General features: G+C 63.6%; 18 protein-coding genes and 1 pseudogene. 11 read left to right on the plus strand and 8 right to left on the minus strand.

Annotated elements, in window-relative coordinates; translation table 11 throughout:
• Window positions 1-75 precede the first annotated feature (75 nt).
• The 3 genes from Q8Q80_RS05065 to Q8Q80_RS05075 all read left to right on the plus strand — a co-directional run bounded on the left by Q8Q80_RS05065 (window position 76) and on the right by Q8Q80_RS05075 (window position 3054).
• Window positions 76-1602, plus strand: coding sequence for a PhoX family phosphatase (locus tag Q8Q80_RS05065; protein WP_305631880.1), 1527 nt, complete (start codon window positions 76-78; stop codon window positions 1600-1602).
• Between the two features lie 66 nt (window positions 1603-1668).
• A complete protein-coding gene (locus tag Q8Q80_RS05070; protein ID WP_305631881.1) occupies window positions 1669-2241 on the plus strand; it encodes a PEPxxWA-CTERM sorting domain-containing protein in 573 nt (190 codons plus the stop codon).
• A 57-nt stretch (window positions 2242-2298) separates the two neighbouring features.
• Window positions 2299-3054 (plus strand): DNRLRE domain-containing protein, encoded by a 756-nt coding sequence (locus tag Q8Q80_RS05075; protein ID WP_305631882.1) that lies wholly within the window; start codon window positions 2299-2301, stop codon window positions 3052-3054.
• Between the two features lie 121 nt (window positions 3055-3175).
• Here the strand turns inward: Q8Q80_RS05075 and ubiA are convergent, their stop codons facing one another.
• The 5 genes from ubiA to Q8Q80_RS05100 form a co-directional block, all read right to left on the minus strand.
• Window positions 3176-4039, minus strand: coding sequence for a 4-hydroxybenzoate octaprenyltransferase (gene ubiA, locus Q8Q80_RS05080; RefSeq protein WP_305631883.1), 864 nt, complete (start codon window positions 4037-4039; stop codon window positions 3176-3178).
• Entirely contained in the window at window positions 4036-4581 is a 546-nt protein-coding gene (locus Q8Q80_RS05085) for a chorismate lyase (RefSeq protein ID WP_305631884.1), read from the minus strand. The genes ubiA and Q8Q80_RS05085 overlap by 4 nt, the downstream gene beginning before the upstream one ends.
• A 59-nt stretch (window positions 4582-4640) precedes the next feature.
• On the minus strand, window positions 4641-4988 hold the full coding sequence (locus tag Q8Q80_RS05090; protein WP_305631885.1) for a hypothetical protein: 348 nt from the start codon (window positions 4986-4988) through the stop codon (window positions 4641-4643).
• A gap of 97 nt (window positions 4989-5085) precedes the next feature.
• Complete coding sequence (gene ccoS / locus Q8Q80_RS05095) at window positions 5086-5268, minus strand: cbb3-type cytochrome oxidase assembly protein CcoS (protein WP_305631886.1); 183 nt, start codon at window positions 5266-5268, stop codon at window positions 5086-5088.
• A gap of 13 nt (window positions 5269-5281) precedes the next feature.
• Window positions 5282-7762 carry a heavy metal translocating P-type ATPase gene (locus Q8Q80_RS05100; RefSeq protein WP_305631887.1) on the minus strand — a complete coding sequence of 827 codons (2481 nt, stop codon included), beginning with the start codon at window positions 7760-7762 and terminating at the stop codon, window positions 5282-5284.
• Between the two features lie 400 nt (window positions 7763-8162).
• On the opposite strand from Q8Q80_RS05100, the gene Q8Q80_RS05105 reads away from it, so the two are divergent.
• The 6 genes and pseudogenes from Q8Q80_RS05105 to Q8Q80_RS05130 all read left to right on the plus strand — a co-directional run bounded on the left by Q8Q80_RS05105 (window position 8163) and on the right by Q8Q80_RS05130 (window position 17687).
• Window positions 8163-8753: an ANTAR domain-containing response regulator gene (locus tag Q8Q80_RS05105; RefSeq protein WP_305631888.1), complete on the plus strand. Its 591-nt coding sequence runs from the start codon at window positions 8163-8165 to the stop codon at window positions 8751-8753.
• Between the two features lie 296 nt (window positions 8754-9049).
• Window positions 9050-9208, plus strand: a complete 159-nt coding sequence (locus Q8Q80_RS05110; protein WP_305631889.1) for a hypothetical protein — start codon at window positions 9050-9052, stop codon at window positions 9206-9208.
• Window positions 9209-9250: 42 nt separating this feature from the next.
• Entirely contained in the window at window positions 9251-10900 is a 1650-nt protein-coding gene (locus Q8Q80_RS05115; protein WP_305631890.1) for a PAS domain S-box protein, read from the plus strand.
• Between the two features lie 50 nt (window positions 10901-10950).
• Window positions 10951-12203: pseudogene (locus tag Q8Q80_RS05120) on the plus strand (transposase).
• A 361-nt stretch (window positions 12204-12564) separates the two neighbouring features.
• Window positions 12565-14187, plus strand: a complete 1623-nt coding sequence (locus tag Q8Q80_RS05125; RefSeq protein WP_305631891.1) for a methyl-accepting chemotaxis protein — start codon at window positions 12565-12567, stop codon at window positions 14185-14187.
• A gap of 173 nt (window positions 14188-14360) precedes the next feature.
• Complete coding sequence (locus tag Q8Q80_RS05130; RefSeq protein ID WP_305631892.1) at window positions 14361-17687, plus strand: EAL domain-containing protein; 3327 nt, start codon at window positions 14361-14363, stop codon at window positions 17685-17687.
• A gap of 203 nt (window positions 17688-17890) precedes the next feature.
• On the opposite strand, the gene Q8Q80_RS05135 is transcribed toward Q8Q80_RS05130, so the two are convergent.
• Window positions 17891-19252: an N-acetylmuramoyl-L-alanine amidase gene (locus Q8Q80_RS05135; RefSeq protein ID WP_305631893.1), complete on the minus strand. Its 1362-nt coding sequence runs from the start codon at window positions 19250-19252 to the stop codon at window positions 17891-17893.
• Window positions 19216-19710, minus strand: a complete 495-nt coding sequence (gene tsaE, locus Q8Q80_RS05140; RefSeq protein WP_305631894.1) for a tRNA (adenosine(37)-N6)-threonylcarbamoyltransferase complex ATPase subunit type 1 TsaE — start codon at window positions 19708-19710, stop codon at window positions 19216-19218. The genes Q8Q80_RS05135 and tsaE overlap by 37 nt, the downstream gene beginning before the upstream one ends.
• A gap of 105 nt (window positions 19711-19815) precedes the next feature.
• Between tsaE and queG the strand changes: the two genes are divergently transcribed.
• Complete coding sequence (queG, locus tag Q8Q80_RS05145) at window positions 19816-20922, plus strand: tRNA epoxyqueuosine(34) reductase QueG (protein ID WP_305631895.1); 1107 nt, start codon at window positions 19816-19818, stop codon at window positions 20920-20922.
• A complete protein-coding gene (locus Q8Q80_RS05150) occupies window positions 20915-21148 on the plus strand; it encodes a SlyX family protein (protein WP_305631896.1) in 234 nt (77 codons plus the stop codon). Before queG ends, Q8Q80_RS05150 begins: the two co-directional genes overlap by 8 nt.
• A gap of 117 nt (window positions 21149-21265) precedes the next feature.
• Here the strand turns inward: Q8Q80_RS05150 and gluQRS are convergent, their stop codons facing one another.
• Window positions 21266-22198: a tRNA glutamyl-Q(34) synthetase GluQRS gene (gene gluQRS / locus Q8Q80_RS05155; protein ID WP_305631897.1), complete on the minus strand. Its 933-nt coding sequence runs from the start codon at window positions 22196-22198 to the stop codon at window positions 21266-21268.
• Between the last annotated feature and the right edge of the window lie 42 nt (window positions 22199-22240).

Below are 22240 nucleotides of genomic sequence, written 5' to 3' on the forward strand. Positions count from 1 at the left end.
CGCCGACAGGCCCCGCGTCGCCCGTCGCACGTCTGCATCTGCAACGCGCACTACGACCACTCATGGAGACCCTGCATGAACGACAACTCATCCAAGACGCCGGTCAATACGACCCGCCGCAACATGCTGAAAGGCTCGGCCTCGCTGGCCGCTGCGCCCTTCGTCACCACCTTCGGCATGATGGCTGCACGCAACGCCGAAGCCCAGGCCTGTACCCGTCTGACCACAATGGTTGCAAGCCCGTACGGCATCGTGGCTCCGGTGGCCGACCTGACGACCGGCCTGCCGCTGCTGATGCTGCCGGCGGGCTTCAGCTACAAGTCCATGGGCTGGCGCGACGACGTGATGACCGACGGCAAGCTGAGCCCGAACGCCCATGACGGCATGGCCGTCGTGCGCAGCCGCCGCGTCGGCCGCAGCACCGAACTGACCCTGATCCGCAACCACGAACTCGGTACTTCGTCGGCGCCGCGTCTGGTCAATGCACCGACCTACGACAAGGACGGCACCGGCAACAAGCCCGCCGGCGGCACCACCACGCTCATCGTGCGCGACGGCAACCTGGTCGAGATCCGCCCCAGCCTCGGCGGCACCATGACCAACTGTGCCGGCGGCGTAACCCCGTGGGAAACCTGGCTCACCTGCGAAGAGAACACCACCGACCGCAGCAGCGTCGGCGGCAAGAAGCACGGCTACGTGTTCGAAGTGTGCGCGGATCCGGACGACACCACCGCCCAGCCCATCGTCGACATGGGCCGCTTCCGCCACGAAGCCGTCGCTGTTGACCCGACAACCAATCACGCCTACGAGACCGAGGACGCGAGCCCGGTGTCCGCACTCTACCGCTTCGTGCCTGACAACGACGCGGGCGGCGAGAACACCTATGCCGACGGCGGCAAGCTGTACGCCGCCCGCATCAAGCAGATCATCCGCTCGAGCTACGCCACGCTCGAAGAAGTGAATCAGACCGGCTTCACCTCGCCCTGCGTTGGCGACGAGTACGTGCTGGAATGGGTTGAAATCGCCGACCCGGACGCTGCACCGACCTCAATCAACGTGCTCGGCTCGAACCGCAATGTCAGCGGCCCGTTCGCCCAGGCCTGGGCAGCAGGCTGCGCCCGCATGCTGCGCGGCGAAGGCATCTGGTATCACGCCGGCAAGGTGTACATCGTCGATACCTCGGCCGGTGGCGAAGGCTGCGTATGGGAACTGACACTGGCCACGCAGCACGTCAAGGCCATCTACGTGAGCTCGAACCAGCGGGCCGGCAACAATCTCGACAACATCACTGTCAGCCCGCGCGGCGGTCTGCTGTGCTGCGAGGACGGCGGCACCAGCTCTGATGAACTGGGCAACGGCCTGCGCCTGTTCGGTCTGGGCAACGACGGCATGCCGTACATGTTCGCAAAGAGCAATGTGAACTTCACCGCCGCGCAGTACGCCGCGGCCGGCAAGACCCTGCTCGGCGGCACCGGCAACCAGCTGGGTGCGGAATTCGCCGGCGCCTGCTTCGATCCGACCGGACGCATCCTGTTCGTCAACAACTACACCCCGGGCATCACCTACGCGATCACCGGTCCGTGGGCCAAGGGCAATCTGTAATCCATCTCCGTCGATAGCCATCGCAGGCGGCGCATTGCCGTCTGCACACCGAAAGGACTCCGTACCATGAAGAAACTGCTCGCCTCGTGCGCCCTGCTCGCCCTCGCTGCCATCCCGGCACAGGCCGCCACCTTCCAGAACGCCATCACCACCGGCGGCACCGTCGTTGAGGACTTCAGCGGCGCCGGCATCATTTCATTCGACATCGACTTCGCCAATCTGGCGCCGGTCACGCTGAACTATGAAATCGACGCCGATGACAACGGCTCGCCGATCACCTTCAGCAGCGTCATCCGCAACCTGACCGGTACCGGCATCGACAACCTGGTGTTCACGCTGAGCATGTCGAACTTCGACAGCGTCGGCAGCGTCACCACCTTCAACGCCAACGCCATCGTCAGCCTGAATGGCGAAGGCAATGTCGCGTCGATCAGCTTCCCGGGCTCGGAATACGTCGACGTCCTCGTCGGCAACCCGACCGGCGAGCCGGGCCGCATCAACTGGACGATCAATTCCAACGCGCTGCGCTCGGGCGACCTGCTGAGCATCACCGCCGCCGTTCCGGAACCCGAAACCTACGCGATGCTGCTGGCCGGTCTCGGCCTGATCGGTGCTGCCGCCCGTCGCCGCAAGGCCTGATTGCCTGGCGCGGGACGCCCACGCGCGGTCCCGCGCATTCACCAAAGGAAAAGTCTCATGAAATTCACACTCATCGCAGTCGCCCTGTCGGCCGCCCTCGCATCGCCGGCCTTTGCCGCGACCAGCACGACGCTCACCTTCCAGCAGGGTGTCGGCGGTTATACCGGCACGCAGGACACCGTGATCCGCAGCAACCTTACCGCCGGCGGCGGTGATTCGACCAACACCAACTACGGCGACGCAGAAGAAATCAGCGTCGACGGCGACGACGGCAGCCCGGGTGCCAAGCCCAATCAAGGCCTGATCCGCTTCGACAACCTGTTCGGCAACAGCGCCGGTCAGATCCGTGCGACTGACACCATCGTGTCGGCGACCCTGAGCATCTACATCACGAACCCCGGCAGCGGCATGACGGTGCACGACATGCTGGTCGACTGGGCGCAGGGCAGCGCCACCTGGAACAGTCTGGTCAACGGCGTCCAGACCGACGGCAGCGATGCGTCCACCACCGTGCTGGCCGCCTTCGGCGCGAACAACGGCGCAGAGAACGTCGGTGCCGACGACTGGCTCACGATAGACCTCACCGCTTCGCTGCAAGCCATGCAGAGCGGCAGCGTGCCGGGTTACGGCTGGGCGTTGATGCCGTATGCAGCCGGCAGCAACGGCATCGACTTCCTCACGTCGGAGTACGGTGCGCCGCTGGCCCGCCCGGTGCTGAGCGTCGAAGTCATGCCGGTTCCGGAACCCGGAACCTATGCGATGCTGCTCGCCGGTCTCGGCCTGATCGGCTTCGCCGCCCGTCGTCGCGGCTGAGCGATTCAGTCGCTTGAAGGGGCCGCCGGCGCACTGCCGGTGGCCCCTTTTTCATCCGGCGAGCAGACGAAAAAGTGTCGCGATCCAGAACGCCGGTGCATCAACCCGCGGACACTGTTCCTCAGCGCAACGCATGGTCGGCCACTATGCCGGCGAACACGGCGGCACCCAGCCAGTTGTTGTGCAGGAAGGCGCGAAAACAGCGTGCTCGGTCGCGCTCGCGGATCAGCGTGTAGTGGTAGGTTGCGATGCCGGCCGCGACCAGCAGACCCAGGTAATAAGGCAGGCCGAGATTTTCCAGCTGGCCGTAAATCGCCAGCAGTGACAGCGTGGTGCCGTAGCAGATCATTACTGCGGCGACGTCGAAGCGGCCGAAGGTGATGGCCGACGTGCGGATGCCGATCTTCAGGTCGTCCTCGCGATCGACCATGGCGTATTCGGTGTCATAGGCGATGGCCCAGAACACATTGGCGACGAGCAGCAACCAGGCTTCGTTCGGCACCGTGTACAGCTGCGCCGCATAGGCCATCGGGATTCCGAAACCGAAGGCCACACCCAGCCAGGCTTGTGGAATGGCGAAGAAACGCTTGGTGAAAGGGTAGCTCGCGGCGAGGAACAGCGCCGCGAACGACAGCTGGAGGACCAGCCGGTGCAGCGGGAGGATGAGGATGAAGGCGAACAGCGCAAGCGCGGCCGCCAGCAGCAGCGCCTCGCGCGTACCGACCTCGCCGGTCACCAGTGGCCGCTTGCGCGTGCGCTCGACATGACCGTCGAAATTGCGGTCGGCAAAGTCGTTGATGACGCAGCCGGCACTGCGCATCAGCACCGTGCCCAGCATGAATATCCAGAGGATGAAGGGCGACGGCTTGCCGCCGCCGCTGACCCACAGCGCCCACAGTGTCGGCCAGGCGAGCAGCAGGATGCCGATCGGCTTGTCGAGCCGCATCAGGCGTTCCCAGGCATTGAGCCGCGCCAGCAGGTTCATGGCGCGAGCCCCACGATCGCCGGCAGGAATACTTCCGTCACCAGCAGCGGCCGGCCGGCGCGCAGGAACAGCGAGCGGCGCGCCCACAGCGGTGCATCGGTCACGATGCCGGCTGCGCGAACACGCCGGTACAGCGGGTGACGGTCGTCGAGCCGGCGCACCGACAGCGGCGAACGCGCGATGCGCGCGTCGGCGAACAGCAGTTCTCCCAGGGGCCGCACGCCGACACCGGCGAACATGTGCCAGGCGCCGGTCACGTCATGCAGGCGCACCACGCTGTGCGCGAACACCACCGGCACGCCGTCGGCGTACAGCAGCACATCGCGCACGCGCACCCGCCGCGCTGGCGGCACACCGAGCAACGGGGCTTCGTCTCGTTCGCCACGCGCGGCACACTGGCGCAGCGGCCGCACCGAAAAGGCGCGGCAGCGCGCGCGGATGCGCGATGTGAGCGAGTGCGGATCGGTGAGCCAGCCGCGCAGGGCGGACGGCATGAACAACGCCGGCGCCTGCCATGCGGCGCCGGCTGGATGAAGGGACATGGAACGGACGCAGAACTTGACCTGCGCGCATGATAGCCGCGCGCAGGTCAGACTGCGCATCAGGCCGCCTTGAGCGGCCCGTGATCGTCGCAGTGCGCGCCGTGCGGATGATGCAGGTGGCCATCGACCAGATAGTCGACATGATCGCCGTGCGGCACGGCGTCGTGCCCGCAGCCCGGTCCATGCACGTGGTCGGGGGCGTGGGCGGCGCACTGATGCTGCGGCGTGCAGGCCGCCGGGTTGGTCGCGCTGATTTCGACGACGTGCTCATCGACGTGGTCGCCATGCACGTGGTGCAGGTGGCCGTCGTGCAGGTAGTCGACGTGGCCGTCATGATTGACCGCGCGGTGACCGCAGTCCGGGCCATGCCGGTGATCGTGGTGCGCGTGTTCGGTGCAGCTCGTCATTTCCGTTCTCCGCTGGCAGAAGTCACAGCCTTGAGTCTATCCGGGACGCACATTCGTTCCAGCGATGCGGATCACGGATACGGCACGCGATCCGATATCAGACATCCTTGCTGTCGCGCTCCGGTGCTTTCAGCGGCGCGCGGTCGTCGTCCATCATCATGCGGTGTGCCGGCCCTTCGAGATCGTCGAACTGACCGCTGCGTGCCGACCAGATGAAAACGATGCCGATGCCCAGCGCGATCAGCACCGACAGCGGTACCAGCAGCCACAGGATGTCCATCAGCCGACGCCCTTCATCGGTCACTCCGGCGCTGCAGGCGCAGCGCATTGAGCACCACGGCAAGCGAACTGAGCGACATGCCGACGCCAGCCATCCACGGCGTGATCCAGCCGAACATCGCCGGCGGAATCGCCAGCATGTTGTAGGCGAAGGCCCAGCGCAGGTTCTGCCGCACCACGGCCAGCGTGGCCTGCGCGGTATCGAAGCCGCGGGTGAGTGCCGCGAAGCCGGCCGACAGCAGCACCATGTCGCCCTGGGCGCGCGCGAGTTCGGTGCCGCTGCCCATGGCGACCGACACCTGGGCCTGCGCCAGCACCGGCGCATCGTTCACGCCGTCGCCCAGCATGGCGACCACGGCGCCGTTCGCCTGCAGCGCCTCGATGAAGGCACGCTTCGCTTCCGGACTCATGCGCGCGTGCGCGTCGGCAATGCCCAGTTCGTTCGCCAGGGCTGCCACCGGCGCGGGTGCGTCTCCCGACAGCAGCGTAACCGTGATGGCGCGTTCGCGCAGCCTGGCCAGCAATTCGGGTGCGCCGCTGCGCACCGTGTCGATCAGGTCGAAGCGGGCGATCAAGCCTTCGTTGTCGCCCAGCCAGACGGGCGTCGCCGCGCCATCCGGCACATCGGGCAGCGCGCAGCCCGACGCCGCACAGACAAAATCGGCGCGACCCAGGCGCAGCGTACGGCCCTGATGCTGGGCCTGCACACCCTGCCCGGTCACGGCTTCGAGCGCACTCACCGCCGGCAGCGGTGCATCGCCCGCGGCCTGCCTGAGCGCGCGCGCGATCGGGTGGGTGGAATGCTGTTCCAGCGCAGCGGCCAGCGCCTGCGCGTCGGCCGCGGAAACCTCACCCAGCGGCACGAAAGCCTGCACATGCATGTCGCCGGTGGTCAGCGTGCCGGTCTTGTCGAACACGACATGCGTGACGCGGGCCAGCGTTTCGATGGCGTGGGCACGGGTGACCAGCAGGCCGCTTTTCGACAGCACGCCGGTCGCCACGGTGAGCGCCGCAGGGGTGGCCAGCGACAGCGCGCACGGACAGCTCACGACCAGTACCGAAACGAACACCCACAGCGCCCGTGCCGGCTCGATCCACAGCCAGACCGCCGCCGTGATACAGGCCAGCACGATCAGCGCCGATACGAAATGCAGCGCGATGCGGTCGGCAAACTGCACCACGTCGGGCCGGCTCGCCGAGGCGCGCCCGATCAGGCGGCGGATGGCTGCCAGCCGTGTTGCATCACCCACCTGTTCGACCTCGAGCACCACCGGCGACGCGATGTTCAGGCTACCGCCGACCACGCGATCACCAACGCCACGTGCCTGCGGTTTCGATTCGCCCGTGAGCAGGCTTTCGTCGACCTCGCTGCGTCCATCCACCAGACGGCCGTCGGCCGGAATGACCTCGCCGGCCGCGACGACGACATGGTCGCCAACCACCAGTCGAACCACCGGCACCGCTTCGGTCGCCGTGGCGGGCCAGGCGGTGAAACGCTGCGCCAGCGCCGGCATGACCTGCGCCAGATTTTCGACGCCGCGCACCGCATGCTGGCGCGCCACCAGTTCCAGATAGCGGCCCGCCAGCAGCAGGAAGACGAACATCGTGACCGAGTCGAAATACACCTCGCCGGAGCGCGTGACCGTGGCCCACAGGCTGGCGGCGAACGCGCAGCCGACGCCGAGTGCGACCGGCAGGTCCATGCCGACGCGGCGCGCCATCAGGTCGCGCCAGGCGCGCGAAAAGAAAGGCGCGGCCGAGTAAAAAACCACCGGCGCAGTCAGCACGAGACTGGCCCAGCGCATCAGCGCGGCGATGCTGTCCGACAGTTCCAGTTCGCCGGCGACGTAGGCAGGCCACGCATACATCATGACCTGCATCATGCCGAGACCGGCGACCGCGAGCCGCCACAGCGCGTCGCGCCGCTCGTTGCGCGCGACCGACTCGGCGTGCGCCCGGTCATTCGGCCAGGCCTGGTAGCCGATGTCGGCGACCGCCTGCAGGATGGCAGACAGCGTGGCGCGCGCCGGGTCCCACACGACGCGGGCGCGGCGCGTGGCGTAATTGATGTCCAGCGTCAGCACGCCCGGCAGCCGCCCGACGTGCTGCTCGTTGAGCCAAACGCACGCGGCACAGCGGATGCCTTCGATGATGAGCAATGCCTCGCGCGCGTCGGCACACTGCGCATGCGCCACGCTGCGCACGAAATCGGCCTGCACTTCCGGCAGGTCATAGACCGACAGGTCACGCCCGCCGCCTGCCTCGGGCGCGGCTTCGGGCAGCGCATCGCGATGACGGTAGAACTGTTCCAGCCCGCCGCTGCTGATCGCCTCCGCGACGGCGGCACAGCCGGCGCAGCACATCGGGCGGTCCTGCCCGTCGATGCGCACGCGGTAGCGCAGCGCGCCATCGACCGGCAGCCCGCAGTGATAGCACTGCACGACGTTCACTCCATTGAAAATGGTGAACCCCACCTGCTGGTCAGACGCACTCACCGTGGAAAACAGAAAAAACTCATTCCTCGAATTCTAAAAGGCATGCGCTCAGATGCGCATGACGTGTATCAAGCAGCACACTCGCCGCCAAGGCCACGACGAGCTGGAGATGCGGCAAAGAATCGTTGTGACTGTAACATCACGGAAGCGGCTGAAAAGTGGTTGCCTCCTAGCCCCCCCCCTGAACGGAGACCGGTGCATCGAACAAGAAGACGTCACTATCAGGCGTGCCGGACAATCCGATAAACTTATTCTCCATACAGTCATATCAATGATGAACGCCCGCCCTCGCCACTCAAAACTCCATCTACAGCGACATGGAAATAAATAGAGGGGGCACCGAAATGCACCTGTATATCTTCGAATATCTTTCATCAGGACTCCGGGCAAAGGGAATTTTATGAAAAAGGTGTTGATAGTCGACGATGATCGCGTCATTTTGAACCTGATCGCTGAGGGTTTGCGCGATGTGGGATACTCGGTTTACACGGCAACGTCAGGTGAAAGTGCGCTGGATCTGGCCGAACAGCAGACATTCGATCTGGCGGTACTGGACATGCGCATGCCGGGAATGGCGGGGCTTGATCTGGCGCGTGCGCTCCGCGATCGCGGTGGGCCACCGTTCGTTTATCTTTCTGCTTACGGAGACAAATCGATCGTCCTCGACGCGACCGAGGCGGGAGCGATGGGTTACCTGATCAAGCCGGTCGACGTCCCGCAACTCGTTCCCTTTCTCGAAGCCTCGATAGCCCGCGCGAGGGAAATGGAAATGTTGCGCACGACCACCGGACATCTTGAACTGGCCTTGTCGGTCGAACAGAAAACCCGCACCGCCGCAGGCATCATCATGGTGCGAAAGAGTTTGAACCGCCAGCAGGCCTTCGATTTCCTTCGCTCCCAGGCACGCTCGCAGCGCCGCAACATCGGTGATCTGGCAGAAACACTCATCGCCTCGGTCGAGGAAACAAATCGGATCCTGCGCGAATCATGACCGCAATGGTTCGCAAGTCGCGAACCGCGCTTCCCTTTGACTGGCATCACACTGCGAGTACACCGCGGCACACGCTTTATGAGCCGGCTGAACCATTTCGCCCCTCGCCCGGCATGCGCATCACCGGGGGCACTGCCGCATGACTGCATCACTGAGGCACAGGGCACAGTCCATGCTCTCGGGTACTTGGTCCCGCGGCAGAAAACTGATCCTCTTCCGCCCGATGCAATGAACAGGAACCCCACGTGCGTTGGAGGCTGACAATCGCCAAGCGGCTCGCACTTAGCTTAGGTTTGTTGCTATCGCTGTTGGTCATTTCGGCAGCGGTGGGACTGAACCGGCTTGCGATGCTCAGCGAAATGGTCGAGCACTTCGTCACGAGCGCAAGGGAAAGCACCTCTCTGGCCAACCGGACGCTTCAGCTGATGAACGAGCAGACGCAGGACACCCTGTAGCTGTTCCACGTCAGCGATCGGGCCACGGTCCGGGCGCGCGTCATGCTCCGTATCCCGATCATCGGAACGATGATCGACCAGCTCGATGCACAACTCGATCACGCGGAAGGCGACTCGCTTCGCAATGAGGTACGCAAGCAACGCAAGGACTACGTAACCTCTTTCCTGAGCGTCTCCGAACATCTTTCCGCGAATCAGGACGACGAGGCATCGCATCTGATGCTTGTAGAAACCCTGCCGCACCTCGATTCCCTGAAAGTATCGCTGGAATCCCTGATCACCATGCAAGAGGAGGCACTCCGGGAGGCGCGCAATCGATCGCTGCAAGTTTTCAAGACAACATATCGGCTGTGGACCTGGTTTTTCGCCGCCGCGGTACTCGCCGCACTCGTGCTCTCGGTCTGGATCATCCACGCGGTGATCCGCCCGCTTGGCAGGCAGTCCGAGCTGGCACGGGCGGTCGTGGAAAGAATCGCCCGTGGCGATCTGGACAGTCCGATTCCGCTTGGCACGGGGGACTGCGACAGTCTGCTCATCGCGATGAAAACAATGCAGGGAAACCTGCGCCAGCTCATTGAGGAACGCGACCGGGTGGAGTGCGCGCTGCGCGACAGCACGCAGCGCTTCCAGGGCTTGGTCGAAACCCTCCGAGACTGGGTCTGGGAAGTGGACACCGACTGGTGCTACAGCTACGTCAGTCCGCAGGTGAGGGGAATCCTCGGCTATACGCCCGAGGAAATTCTCGGCAAGACACCATTTGACCTGATGCCGCCAGAAGAAGCATCACGCATCCGCAGCGTGGTCGAAGCACTCCAGCCACGACGGAAGCCGATCGTGGCACTCGAGAACATCAATCTGCACAAGTCCGGTCTCCGCGTTGTACTCGAAAGCAGTGGCCAGCCGTACTTCGACAAGCAGGGGAATTTCCGTGGCTATCGTGGCGTCGACCGGGAAATCACCGACCGCAAGCAGGCGGAGAAAGCTCGCCTTGCAGAAGCGGAGCGCCTGCGCGACGCGCTTGTTCGCGAAGTACACCACCGCATCAAGAACAACCTGCAGACCGTGGTGGGCTTGTTGCGCCGCGAGGCGGACAAACGCCCAGAGGCCCGCGCGTCGATTGAGGCAGCGATCGCCCAAGTCAAGGCCGTCGCGGTCGTTCATGGACTGTATGGTCAGGCGATGCGACACAGCGTGTTGCTGTGCGAACTCGTTCCAGCCGTGGTTGGGAGCGTCTCGGAACTCACCGGTGTACAGATCAGGCTTGCGGGTATCGGCAAGTCCGATGGACACATGCTCATCCGCGAGAGCGAAACCGTGGCTGTGGCTCTGGTGTTGAACGAGCTGGTGACCAACGCAGTGAAGCACTCGACCGGCGTTGCGTCGGCCTCGATTCCACAAGTGGCACTTTGGCGCGAAGGTCGGAGCTGTGGAATCACAATAAAAAATGTCGGACGGCTCGAGCCCGGATTCGACTTCGATTCGTGCCGGGGGCTCGGTACCGGACTTGGCCTGGTACGTGCGCTGATTCCGGTTCCCGGCATGTCGGTGCGTTTCCGGCAATCCGGCGAGGACGTCCGGGTCAACGTCGTGATCGAGGCCCCGGTGCTGGGCGACGTTCCCCATGAAACGCCTCTGTATCAACCGGCGGTTCTCCCCACCGCCGGCTACGACACACCCTCTGAGTCAGACTAGTTGTCGCCTCGTTAGAATCATCAACCTGGGGGCGATAGTGGAAGAACGAAGTGGCGAGATACGGACAAGCTTTCAAGGACAAAGCGGTTGCGCGGCTGTTGCCGCCGGAGAGTGCATCACTGGAATTGGTTGCACGAGATCTGAGCATCTCGACGGCGACGCTGGAGCGTTGGCGTGTGGATGCGCTGTCCAGGCCCGCTCGCGAGCGGGCCTGGACAGCGGCGGCTCGGCTCGATGCGGTACTGGTTACCGCGGTGATGGGCGAGACCGGTAAAAGCGCGTGGTGCCGTGAGCACGGGGTGTATCCGCAGGAGCTCGAACAATGGCGCCAGGCGGCAACCCAGGCGCTGGCCGAACCCGAGGACGCACGCGCCAGCCACCGCGAGACAAAAGCCGACCGGCTGCGCATCAAGGAGTTGGAGCGCGAGTTGCGGCGCAAGGACAGGGCGCTGGCAGAGTCCGCCGCGCTGCTGGTGCTGTCAAAAAAACTCGAGGTGATCTTCCACAAGGACAAGGACGAGGACGCATGATCGACTTGGAAGATCGCCGGACATTGGTCCGCAACATTGAGGTGGCGCACAGTGCTGGTGCCCGGCTGCAACCGGCCTGCCAGACCGCGGGGATTACCGTACGCACGCTGCAGCGCTGGAAAGCGCACGACGGTCTGGTCGTGGGCGACAAGCGCCCCGAGCTCGAGCGGGCGTCGCCCGGCCATGCGCTCAACGAGGACGAACGCACACGGATTCTGGCGGTGGCTAACTAACCCCGGTTTGCGGCCTTGCCACCGGCACTCATCGTGCCGGCGCTGGCCGATGAGGGCGTGTATCTGGCCAGCGAATCGAGCTTCCAGCGCCTGCTGCGCGAGCATGGACAGAACCGCCACCGTGGTCGTAGCCGGGCCCCGCAGCCGTCGCGTCGGCCCACCACGCACGTCGCCACCGGGCGCCTTCGTGGAGTCGCTGTTCAAGACCGCCAAGTACCGGCCTCAATTCCCTGTGGGCGGATTTGCCGATCTGGATAGGGCCCGAGCCTGGGCTGCTGCCTTCGCCCATTGGTACAACTTCGAGCATCGGCACAGCGGCATCCGTTACGTCACGCCGGCGCACGCCACACTGGTGCAGATCGGGCCATCCTGGCCGCCCGGCATCAAACCTATCTGCAAGCCCGAGAACGCAACCCACGGCGCTGGTCAGGGGACACGTGCGACTGGTCGCACATCGGCGTCGTCACCCTCAACCCGGAGCGTGACGCCGTCGCCAACGCCGCGCTTCATGTCGAAGGCTTACTCGCGTCAGTAGCATGAATCAGGCGACAAATATCTTGACTTGCTCCGCACATGAGCCCCGTCAGCGGATTCCGGCACGACCAGACATTCAAGATCAAACGATTTTCAGAAGAAGCCCGGCCGAAAACTCGACATCGATTCTAAAGTTGGATTCCACGAGGTCGATAAAGTCGAGCATGGTCGTGTGCTACTGAGTTATAGGCACGATTGCCAAGCTAGCGTGGCCCATATTCCGCCATCGCATCAATAGCGTTTTCGCCGCCCAATCCGATGCGGCGTTCGTCCTTCCGGGCCTAATCCCAGCCCTCCCGTATTTTGATTTCCATCCAGTCCTGGCTACGCCGCGGACGGGAAACTATTGCATAAAGGGAGCACATCCATGTCTCGAAAACTCACCACCGCAGTCCGGCTTTCTCTTGGTTTCGGAGCGCTGCTGGGCTTGCTCGTCATTTCAGTCGGAATGGGTCTGAACCGGCTTGCGTCGATAGAAAACATGGTCGAACGCATCGTCGAAGTGGACTGGAAGAAGAGCGTGCTGGCGAACAACGCGATCGATCTGATGAACAGCAATACGCGAGAAAGCTTTCTGCTGTTCCACATAGCCGACCCGGCGCCAGTGAAACAGCGCATCGCGTCGAACGTGCAGGCGATAACCACCACGCTCGAAAAACTCGACCAGTTGATATACCGCCCCGAGGGAAAAGCCATGCTCGAGGACATCCGGGCGCTACGCAAACGCTATGTCGATTCATTCCAGCGGGTCTCGCGTCTGCTCGACTCGGATCAGCGTGATCAGGCCTCGCACCTGATGACCTCGGAGACAGTGCCGGCGCTCGATCTGCTGCTTGCCTCGATCAGCAGGCTGGTCGAGCTCCAGGGCAAGATTCTCGAGCAGAGCGGCGCAACTGCAGCAGCTAGTTACATCGATGCACGCAACCAACTGTTCGCGTTTCTGGGCCTTGCAATCGTACTCGCAGGCGCGCTGTCGTGGTGGATCATCCGGGCAGTCACGCGGCCTCTGGGTGGCGAACCGGACGACGCCAAGGCCGCAGTGGAGAAATTTGCCCTGGGTGACCTGACTGCAGACATCCAACTGAAGGCGGGAGATACGCACAGCCTGCTGGCAGCACTGCAGCAGATGCAGCGCAGCCAACGGGTAATGATCGAAAAACTGACCAGCAACGCCAACAGCGTGGCCAACGCAGCCGAACAGTTGGCCGTCGCCTCTAAACAGATTGCAACGAGTTCCGCACATCAGAGCGACGCCGCGTCAGGCATGGCCAGCGCGGTGGAAGAGATGACCGTAAGCATCAACCAGGTAACGGAGAGCGCCGGCGAAGCACGGCGGGTAACAAGCGAGGCAGGGGACCTTTCGCACAGCGGAAGCGGAATCATTGTGAAGACAGTCGCGGAGATGCAAGTTATCGCCAACACGGTAACCGAGGCGGCAAAGACCATACAGGCTGCGGGCGACAGCTCGCAGAAGATTTCGAGCATCGTTCAAGTCATCAAGGATGTTGCGGATCAGACCAATTTGCTTGCACTCAACGCAGCCATTGAAGCAGCCCGCGCCGGCGAACAGGGTCGCGGCTTTGCCGTGGTGGCCGACGAGGTCAGAAAGTTGGCGGAGCGAACCGCGCAAGCCACTACCGACATCAGCAACATGATCACGTCCATACAGCAGAGTTCGAGCTCTGCGGTCCAGACCATGGAACAGGCGGTCATCCGCGTCGAAGACGGAGTGAGATTCGCAAACGAGGCCGGAGAGTCGATGCGGGCAATCAGCGGCGGCACGCAGCGCGCCGTCTCGGCGGTGAGCGAAATATCGAGTGCGCTCAGGGAACAAAGTACCGCGAGCAACGACATTGCCGCCAACATCGAAAAGATTGCCCAGATGTCGGAGGAGAACAGTGCCGCCACTCAGCAGGCATCGGCCACCGCCGAGCACCTGAAGGAGCTTGCTGCGAACACCCTCGCAGCGGTGCACGTATTCCGGATCTGAGCTGTGCATGGCGGCCCCCCGCGAGTGCCTTTTGCGGCGGACGAAGATTCCTGCGCCCCGGTCGCCACACGGAAATCATCCCTAGGCCAGCACTCGATATGGATGACCTTGGTAGCGCGGATCGAAGCAACGAGATGTGTTGTCCATAGATTCCAAGCAGAGGCAAAAACGATATGAGCATACAACGTCTGTTCTATGTGATCGCCGGTCTGTGCGCACTGATATCCGCCGGCGCAGGGTACTGGCAACTGACCGACAGCCGCGCAAAGCTGCGTGCGGCTGAGTGGACTCTTCATGCCAATCGCCTGAGCGACGTTGCCCAGAAAACGAGCGCCAGCCTCGCGATGGAACGCGGCATCACGGCAGCGATGCTCGCCCGTCCGGCCGACGCCAGCCCTTCCATGCAGCAAGAGATGCGACGCATTCGCGCAGACGTGGGCAGCCTCTACGCGCAGCTCGATACGATCACGGAATTACTGTCCACGCGTGCTCCCGACCACCAGCTTTTTTTCAAGCTGAAAGAGCTGAGAGAGCTTCGTTCGCAGATGGAGATATTTCGCGCAAGGGTGGACGAACAACTGCGTGGCAGCGCCAACGAACTCGACCCGGAACGATGGATTGATCTGATGACGCGCTGCATCGCCGATTTGCAGAACCTCGCGGCAATCAGCATGCAGCCGCGTCACGACAACCGTTACACCCTTCTTGCTTCAGGGCCGGTCATCAAGGATCTTCTGTTCACCCTCAATGACTACGTCGGACGCGAACGCGCGGTGATTGGCGTTGCAATCGCGCGGAACCTGCCGCTGAGCGAAAAGGAACGGCGAATTCTCGACGAATCCCACATCATCGCAGTCCGCACTCGCGAGCGTATCGAAGCCATTCTCGCTCATCAGCCGGCGGATCCGGCCCTCATGCAGGCACGCCTGACCTTCGCCGCGGACTATCTGGGACGCCATGAAGATCTGCGTGCCCAGATCTATGCGAGCAGTCTGGCGAGGGAACCTTATTCAGTCGATGCAGAGCGGTGGTATCGCGAGGCAACGGTTGGTATCAACGCGATCCTGGGGTTGTCGTCGACCTTGAGTTCGCAGCTGGAAGTCGATATCGCGCGCCTTCGCGCCCACGCAGCCAGAACGATGGACCTGCTTGTGGTGATCTTCTGCGCGCTGGCCATTCTGTTCGCGATATCGGCGCAGATTTTCCGGCGCCGCATCCTGCGTCCGCTGAATGCCCTTGAACAGGCCGCCAAGGCGATTTCGCAGGGGGACCTCCGACAGGCACCTGTGCCGCAAGGCGGTGATGAACTCGGACACCTCGGCAAGACCTTCGAATTCATGCGCCAATCGTTGCTTGAAGATATCGCGCGGCGCGAACAGGATGATTCAGCGCTGCGCAAGCTCAACGCGCTGATCGAGCAGAGCACAAGCGCGATGTTTGTGACGGACGCCAACGGGATCATCGAATACGCGAACACGCAGTTCAGTGCGATTACCGGCTACCCCAAGAACGAGGCACTTGGACGCAAGGCTGGCTTCTGGAGATCCAACCTGACGCCGACAGGGCTGTACCGGCAGATGTGGGAAGCGGTGCAGGAAGGAAAGGTGTGGGAAGGCGAGATGATCAACCGGCGCAAAAACGGCGAGCTGTACTGGGCATCGATGACCGTCAGCCCGGTTAGCGACAAGGCGGGCGTGATCACCCACTTCATCAGCATCCAGAGCGACATCAGCGAGCGCCGGCGGATAGAGCAGCGGCTCAATTACCTGTCGAACTACGACGAATTGACAGAATTGCCGAATCGGGCGCTGCTTGCACAGCACTTTGTACACGCAAGCGCCGAAGCGCGGCTGCATGCTTCGATGATCGGATTCGTGTCGATCGGAATCAGCCGCTTCAAGCGGATCAATGACAGCCTCGGGCAGGATGTGGGCGACCAGCTGCTCCGCGTCGTTGCACAACGGCTCGGTGATTGCGCACGCAGCGGCGACATGGTGTCGCGCCACAGCGGCACCGAGTTCACGTTGATGGCCACAAAACTCGGCCAGCCCGACGAAATGATCGACCTGCTTGCACGCATCAACGGCATCGTGAATCGGCCTGTAATCATCAAGGGCGAGAAACTGCAGCTCACGATCAATGCGGGTGCCAGTCTGATGCCGCGCGACGGCGACACACTCGACGAACTGTTGCGCAAGGCGACCACCGCACTCCACCACGCAGAACGCAATGGGCTCAGTCATTGCCTGTATACCGACGCGCTCGACCAGGATGCACAGGAGAGGATTTCTCTGGAAAACGCGCTGCGTACCTCGCTCGAATGCGACGGACTGGAGCTGCATTACCAGCCCAAGGTCGATCTGGCGACCGGCTGCATGGTCGGCGTCGAAGCACTGGCACGATGGTGTCATCCGCTTACCCACGAGTATGTCTCACCTTCGCGCTTCATCCCGATTGCCGAGGAGAGCGGTCTCATCTCGCACCTCGGTGCCTGGGCCCTGCGTCAGGCCTGCCGGCAGAACAAGGCGTGGCTGGACGCAGGCCTGCCGCGGATCACGGTCGCGGTCAACCTTTCCGCCGCACAACTGCACCAGCCGTGCCTCGTCGACACCGTCGCCGAAATCCTGAAAGAAACCGGTCTCGACCCCTCACAACTGGAACTCGAACTGACCGAAAGTGCGCTGATGGAGGATCCGGAACAGGCCAACGACGTTCTCAGCCGCCTTAATGCACTGGGTCTGCGTCTGTCGATCGACGACTTCGGCACCGGTTATTCCAGTCTCGCCTATCTCAGCCGATTCCCGGTCGATCAGCTCAAGATCGACAGAAGCTTCGTCCAGGGGATCACGACGGACGTGGCAGCAGAAGCGATCTCGACGTCAGTGATCGCCCTGGCGCACCAGATGGGCCTGCGGGTCATCGCGGAAGGTGTCGAAACGGAGGCGCAGCTCATGTTCCTGAACCGTCACGGCTGTGACGAGATCCAGGGCTACTACTACAGCCCGCCCATTCCTGCACTGGATTTGGCGGTACTGCTCACCAGCCACAAGCAACTCGAGCTGCCAGGGCGCAACGCGCCGCAGCGCACGTTGCTCGTGGTCGATGACGAACCGGCCATGCTTGCGATGATTGCACAGACTCTCGACGGTGAGGATTACCGTGTGCTCAGTGCACGCAGTGGTCGCCAGGCACTGGAGTTGCTCGCCTGCAACGAAGTACAGGTCATTCTGACCGACGAGCGGATGCCCGAAATGGGCGGCATGGAATTTCTGAGGCTCGTGAATACCCGCTACCCGGAAACAGTGCGAATCGTCCTGTCAGGATATGCCGACACCAAGAGCATCATGGAGATCGTCAATACTGGGGCGATATACAAATATTTTACCAAACCGTGGAATGAAGCACGTTTGCGGGCAGACATCTTGGACGCTTTTCGCCATCAGGCTACACAAGCGGCTTCATCACACAACGCCGACGCGCTTGCCGAACCCGTACGTTGACGCAAACCAGTACTCCGCCGAAACGGTCTGAATTAAACCAAAAGCCTCCACGAAAACCGGGACGATTTTCCCATTTGAGACTTTTGCAGGAGGAGCGAAACCCCTGGACCGGGCATGTCGTCTGGCCGGAGACGTAGGTTCGGCGCAGGACGTTCGCGGCTTTCGGCGTGCACGACAACCCGCTAATCGCGGTGACCGCAGGATCAGAGCATCGCCATGCGCGACCGGGATGTAGGCGGATTCTTTGCGAGATAACGCTTGATGCCGCGCAGGATGGCTTCGGCGAGCTTGTCCTGATAGGCATTGTCGGTCAGCCGCTTTTCTTCTTCCGGATTGGAAATGAAGGCGGTTTCGATCAGGATGGACGGCACGTCGGGCGCCTTCAGCACGGCAAAGCCGGCCTGTTCGACATGCGGCTTGTGCAGCGTATTGACGCCGCCCAGTTCGCCCAGCACGGCGCGACCGAGCTTCATGGAGTCATTCATCGTCGCGGTCTGCGACAGATCAAGCAGGGTACGCGCGAGGTACTTGTCCTTCACGTCGAGATTGACGCCGCCGATCAGGTCGGCCGAGTTCTCGCGTTGCGCCAGCCAGCGCGCCGCCGAACTGGTCGCGCCGTGGTCGGACAGCACGAACACCGAACTGCCGCGCGCATCCGGCCGCACGAAGGCATCGGCGTGGATGGACACGAACAGGTCGGCACGCACGCGGCGGGCCTTTGCCACCCGCGTGCCCAGCGGCACGAAATAGTCGCCGTCGCGCGTCATGACGGCGCGCATCGCGGGATCGGCATCGATCTTGGCGCGCAGCCGCTGTGCCACTTCGAGCGTCACATTCTTTTCGTAACTACCGCGCCGTCCGATCGCACCCGGGTCTTCGCCGCCGTGACCGGGGTCGAGCACGATCGTGACCAGACGACTGATCTCACCCGCGTCTTCGGCCGCTGGCGTTTTCGGGTCGGTCTTGCTGTCAGATTTCGCAGTCTGTGCCGGCGGGTCCTTCGCGGGCGCCGACTGCGCAGGTGCGTCCGGCTGATCCGGCGTCGCGTCACCCTCGTAGACGATGTCACCGCGACGCGCGAGCTGCATCAGCGGATCGACCGGATGCTGTGGATACACGTCCATCACCAGCCGGTGGCCATACTGGCCGACCGGCGCCAGAGTGAATACCTGCGGCTGGACTTCGGTCTTCAGTTCGATCACCAGCCGGATCACGCCCGGCTTGTTGCGGCCGGCGCGGATCATCTTGATGTAGGGGTCGGCGTCGGAAATCTTGCCCGGCAGCGTACCCAGCACGTTGTTCAGTTCAAGCCCTTCGAGATCGATGACCAGGCGTTCCGGGTCCTTCACCAGAAAGTGCGAAAACTTCAGCTCGGCGCGGGATTCGAGCGTGATGCGGGTGTATTCGAGGGCGGGCCAGACGCGGACCGCCACCAGCGAGGACAGCGCTGCCTGCCCGACAGGGCTGACCGACAGCAGCAGCGCCCCGCCGGAAAAGCCCAGGAAATTGCGTCGGCTGATACCGCCGGTCAGCTCGCATCGTGTCGAACGAGGCGCCCTAGACATGTGCGCCCCGCGTCGCTGCAGGCGGACAGCTGCGCACGACGCGCGTCGCCGACGACGGCGAGCCCGATGCGCAGATCGGGGGGCGGCAGATGGCCGCCGGCCTTGTCCGGCCACTCGACCAGACAGACGCCGCCAGCCGGGCCGGTTTGCCCGAAATACTCGTCCAGACCTGCTTCAATGAATTCATCAGGGTCCGCGAATCGATAAAAATCAAAGTGATACAGCGGGAAGTTTAAGCTAGAAATAGCATAAGATTCAAGCAATGTGAAGGTCGGGCTTTTCACCTTGCCGGTATGGCCCAGCGCGCGCAGCACGCCGCGCACCAAGGTGGTCTTGCCGGCACCCAGGTCGCCTTCGAGAAAAAACGTCAGGCCGGGACGCAGGATCGCCGCCAGACGTGCGCCCAGTGCCTCGGTCGCCTCGGTGTCGGCCAGATCGATGCTGAAAAAGTCGGTCATGGGCAAAGGGTTGCACGCAAAATCGGAGTTTCGCCATTATCAACCGGCGGTCGCACGACCCGGCGTACTTCTCCTGAAGCACCAGTGCTGTTCAAATTTTCATCCATGCCCGCACGTTCGACTTCACCTCCATCCCTGCCCTGTTCGCCCGACGAACTGGCTACGCAGATCCGCTGCTGGGCCCATGAACTGGGCTTTGCGTCCGTCGGCTTTGCCGGTGTCGATCTGGGCGATGCGGAAACCCGGTTGATGGAATGGCTGGCCGCAGGTCGCCACGGCGACATGCACTACATGGAACGGCACGGCACCGCGCGCGCGCGCCCGGCCGAGCTGGTACCGGGCACGCTGTCGGTCATCAGCGTGCGTTTGCCGTATTGGCCCGGCGCTCAGGAGGCCGCCGACGCCCAGGCCGTACTCGACGACGCAGACGCCGCTTACGTGTCGCGCTACGCGCTCGGCCGCGATTACCACAAGGTGCTGCGCGCCCGACTGCAGGCACTGGCAGATCGCATCGAAGCGCAGGTCGGTCCGTTCGGCTACCGCGCCTTCACCGATTCGGCACCGGTCATGGAAGTCGAAATCGCGCGCCGCGCCGCGCTGGGCTGGCGCGGCAAGCACACCTTGCTGATCCATCGCGACGCCGGTTCGCTGTTCTTCCTCGGCGAGCTCTTCACCAATCTGCCGTTGCCGGTCGACGCCCCGCAGCCCGATCACTGCGGCACCTGCACGCGCTGCATCGACGTGTGCCCGACCGGCGCCATCGTCGCGCCCTATCAGCTGGACGCACGACTGTGCGTGTCCTATCTGACGATCGAACTCGACGGCTCGATTCCCGAACCGCTGCGACCGGCGATCGGCAACCGCATCTACGGCTGCGACGACTGCCAGCTCGTCTGCCCGTGGAACCGCCACGCCCAGCTCGCCGTGGAACCCGATTTCGCGGTGCGCAACGGGCTCGACCGGGCGTCGCTGACCGAACTGTTCGCCTGGAGCGAAGACGAATTCGACACGAAGCTTGCCGGCAGCGCGATCCGTCGCATCGGCCATGCGCGCTGGCTGCGCAACATCGCGGTCGCGCTCGGCAATGCGCCGGCCACCGCATCGAACATGGCTGCCCTCAGCGCGCGCGCTGACCATCCGTCGGCCATGGTGCGCGAACACGTCGCCTGGGCGCTCGCCCGACAACATTCACCGGATCCCCAGCATGACTGAGCCCCTGAAAACCGAACGATTCGATGAACTCGAGGCGCGCGTCGCACTGATGGACGACCTGCTCGACACGCTGAACCGCACCGTGTTCGACCAGCAGCGCCAGATCGAATCGCTGCAGCAGCAGCTGCGCCATCTTTACCAGCAGGTTCAGTCGTCGCAGCAGGCTGACGCCGACCGTAGCACCGACGCCGACGACCCGAGACAGGACATCCCGCCGCACTGGTGAGGGCGGGGCGACGGGAGCACTTCTTCCCGGAAGGCCACGCTGCACTGGAAGATTCCAGTGGGGAAATGCGTCGTGCGGAAGTTGCAGGTGGGAGCGGGTGCTGTGGGGGCGCGAAAGTCAGCGATCCTGCGCTTCGAGTGCGCTGGCGCACGACGCCAGCCGCCAGTGTCCGATCGCCCACGCGAGCAGGGCGTCTCGACCGGCCGCGATGACTTCCGCTGGTGGCGCGTGATTGAGGAAGCACAGCGCTTGCGCCAGATCCGGGACGACGTTGGCGGCTTCGAGCGGTCGGGCCAGCGTCTGCTTCGACAGCTTTTCACCGTGCGCATCCAGCACCAGCGGCACATGCGCATAGCGTGGCTGCGCCAGCCGGAGCGCCTGCTGCAACAGGATCTGACGCGGCGTGGAACCCAGCAGGTCGGCGCCGCGCACCACATCGGTCACGCCCTGCTCGGCGTCATCCACCACCACCGCCAGCTGATAGGCGCAGAAACCGTCGGCGCGCCACAGCACGAATTCGCCGACGTCCGCCGCGACGTCGATGGACTGGCGACCGCAGATGGCATCGTCGAATGTGACCACTCCGGGCGGCACGCGAAAGCGCCAGGCGCGCGGCGCGATGCCGACCCGGTCGCGACAGGTGCCCGGGTAGCGGCGCGTGCCGTCGAGCGACAGCGGCTGGCTTTCCAGATTGCGCCGGGTGCAGGCGCAGGCGAACGCCAGATCCGCTGCAATCAGTCGATCGAGCGCCGCGCGGTAAAGACGTGTGCGCAAGCTTTGCCACAACAACTCACCATCCCAGTACAGGCCGAGCGCGTCGAGCTGATGCAGGATGATGTCGGCAGCGGCCTTGCTGCAACGGGGTTCATCGACATCCTCGATGCGAAGAAGCCACTGACCGCCGTGAGCACGGGCGTCCAGCCAGCTGGCGAGCGCGGCGACCAGCGAACCCTTGTGCAGCGGCCCGGTCGGACTGGGTGCAAAGCGGCCGACGTACGGCAGCGCTTGCTCCACACGCGGAACAACCAGGGCGCGACTATCGGCTACCATGCGCCGTCATCCGCAAACGCCCCACCACGAAAGCCCAAGGAC

Source organism: Methyloversatilis sp. (assembly GCF_030698125.1).
GTDB lineage: Bacteria > Pseudomonadota > Gammaproteobacteria > Burkholderiales > Rhodocyclaceae > Methyloversatilis.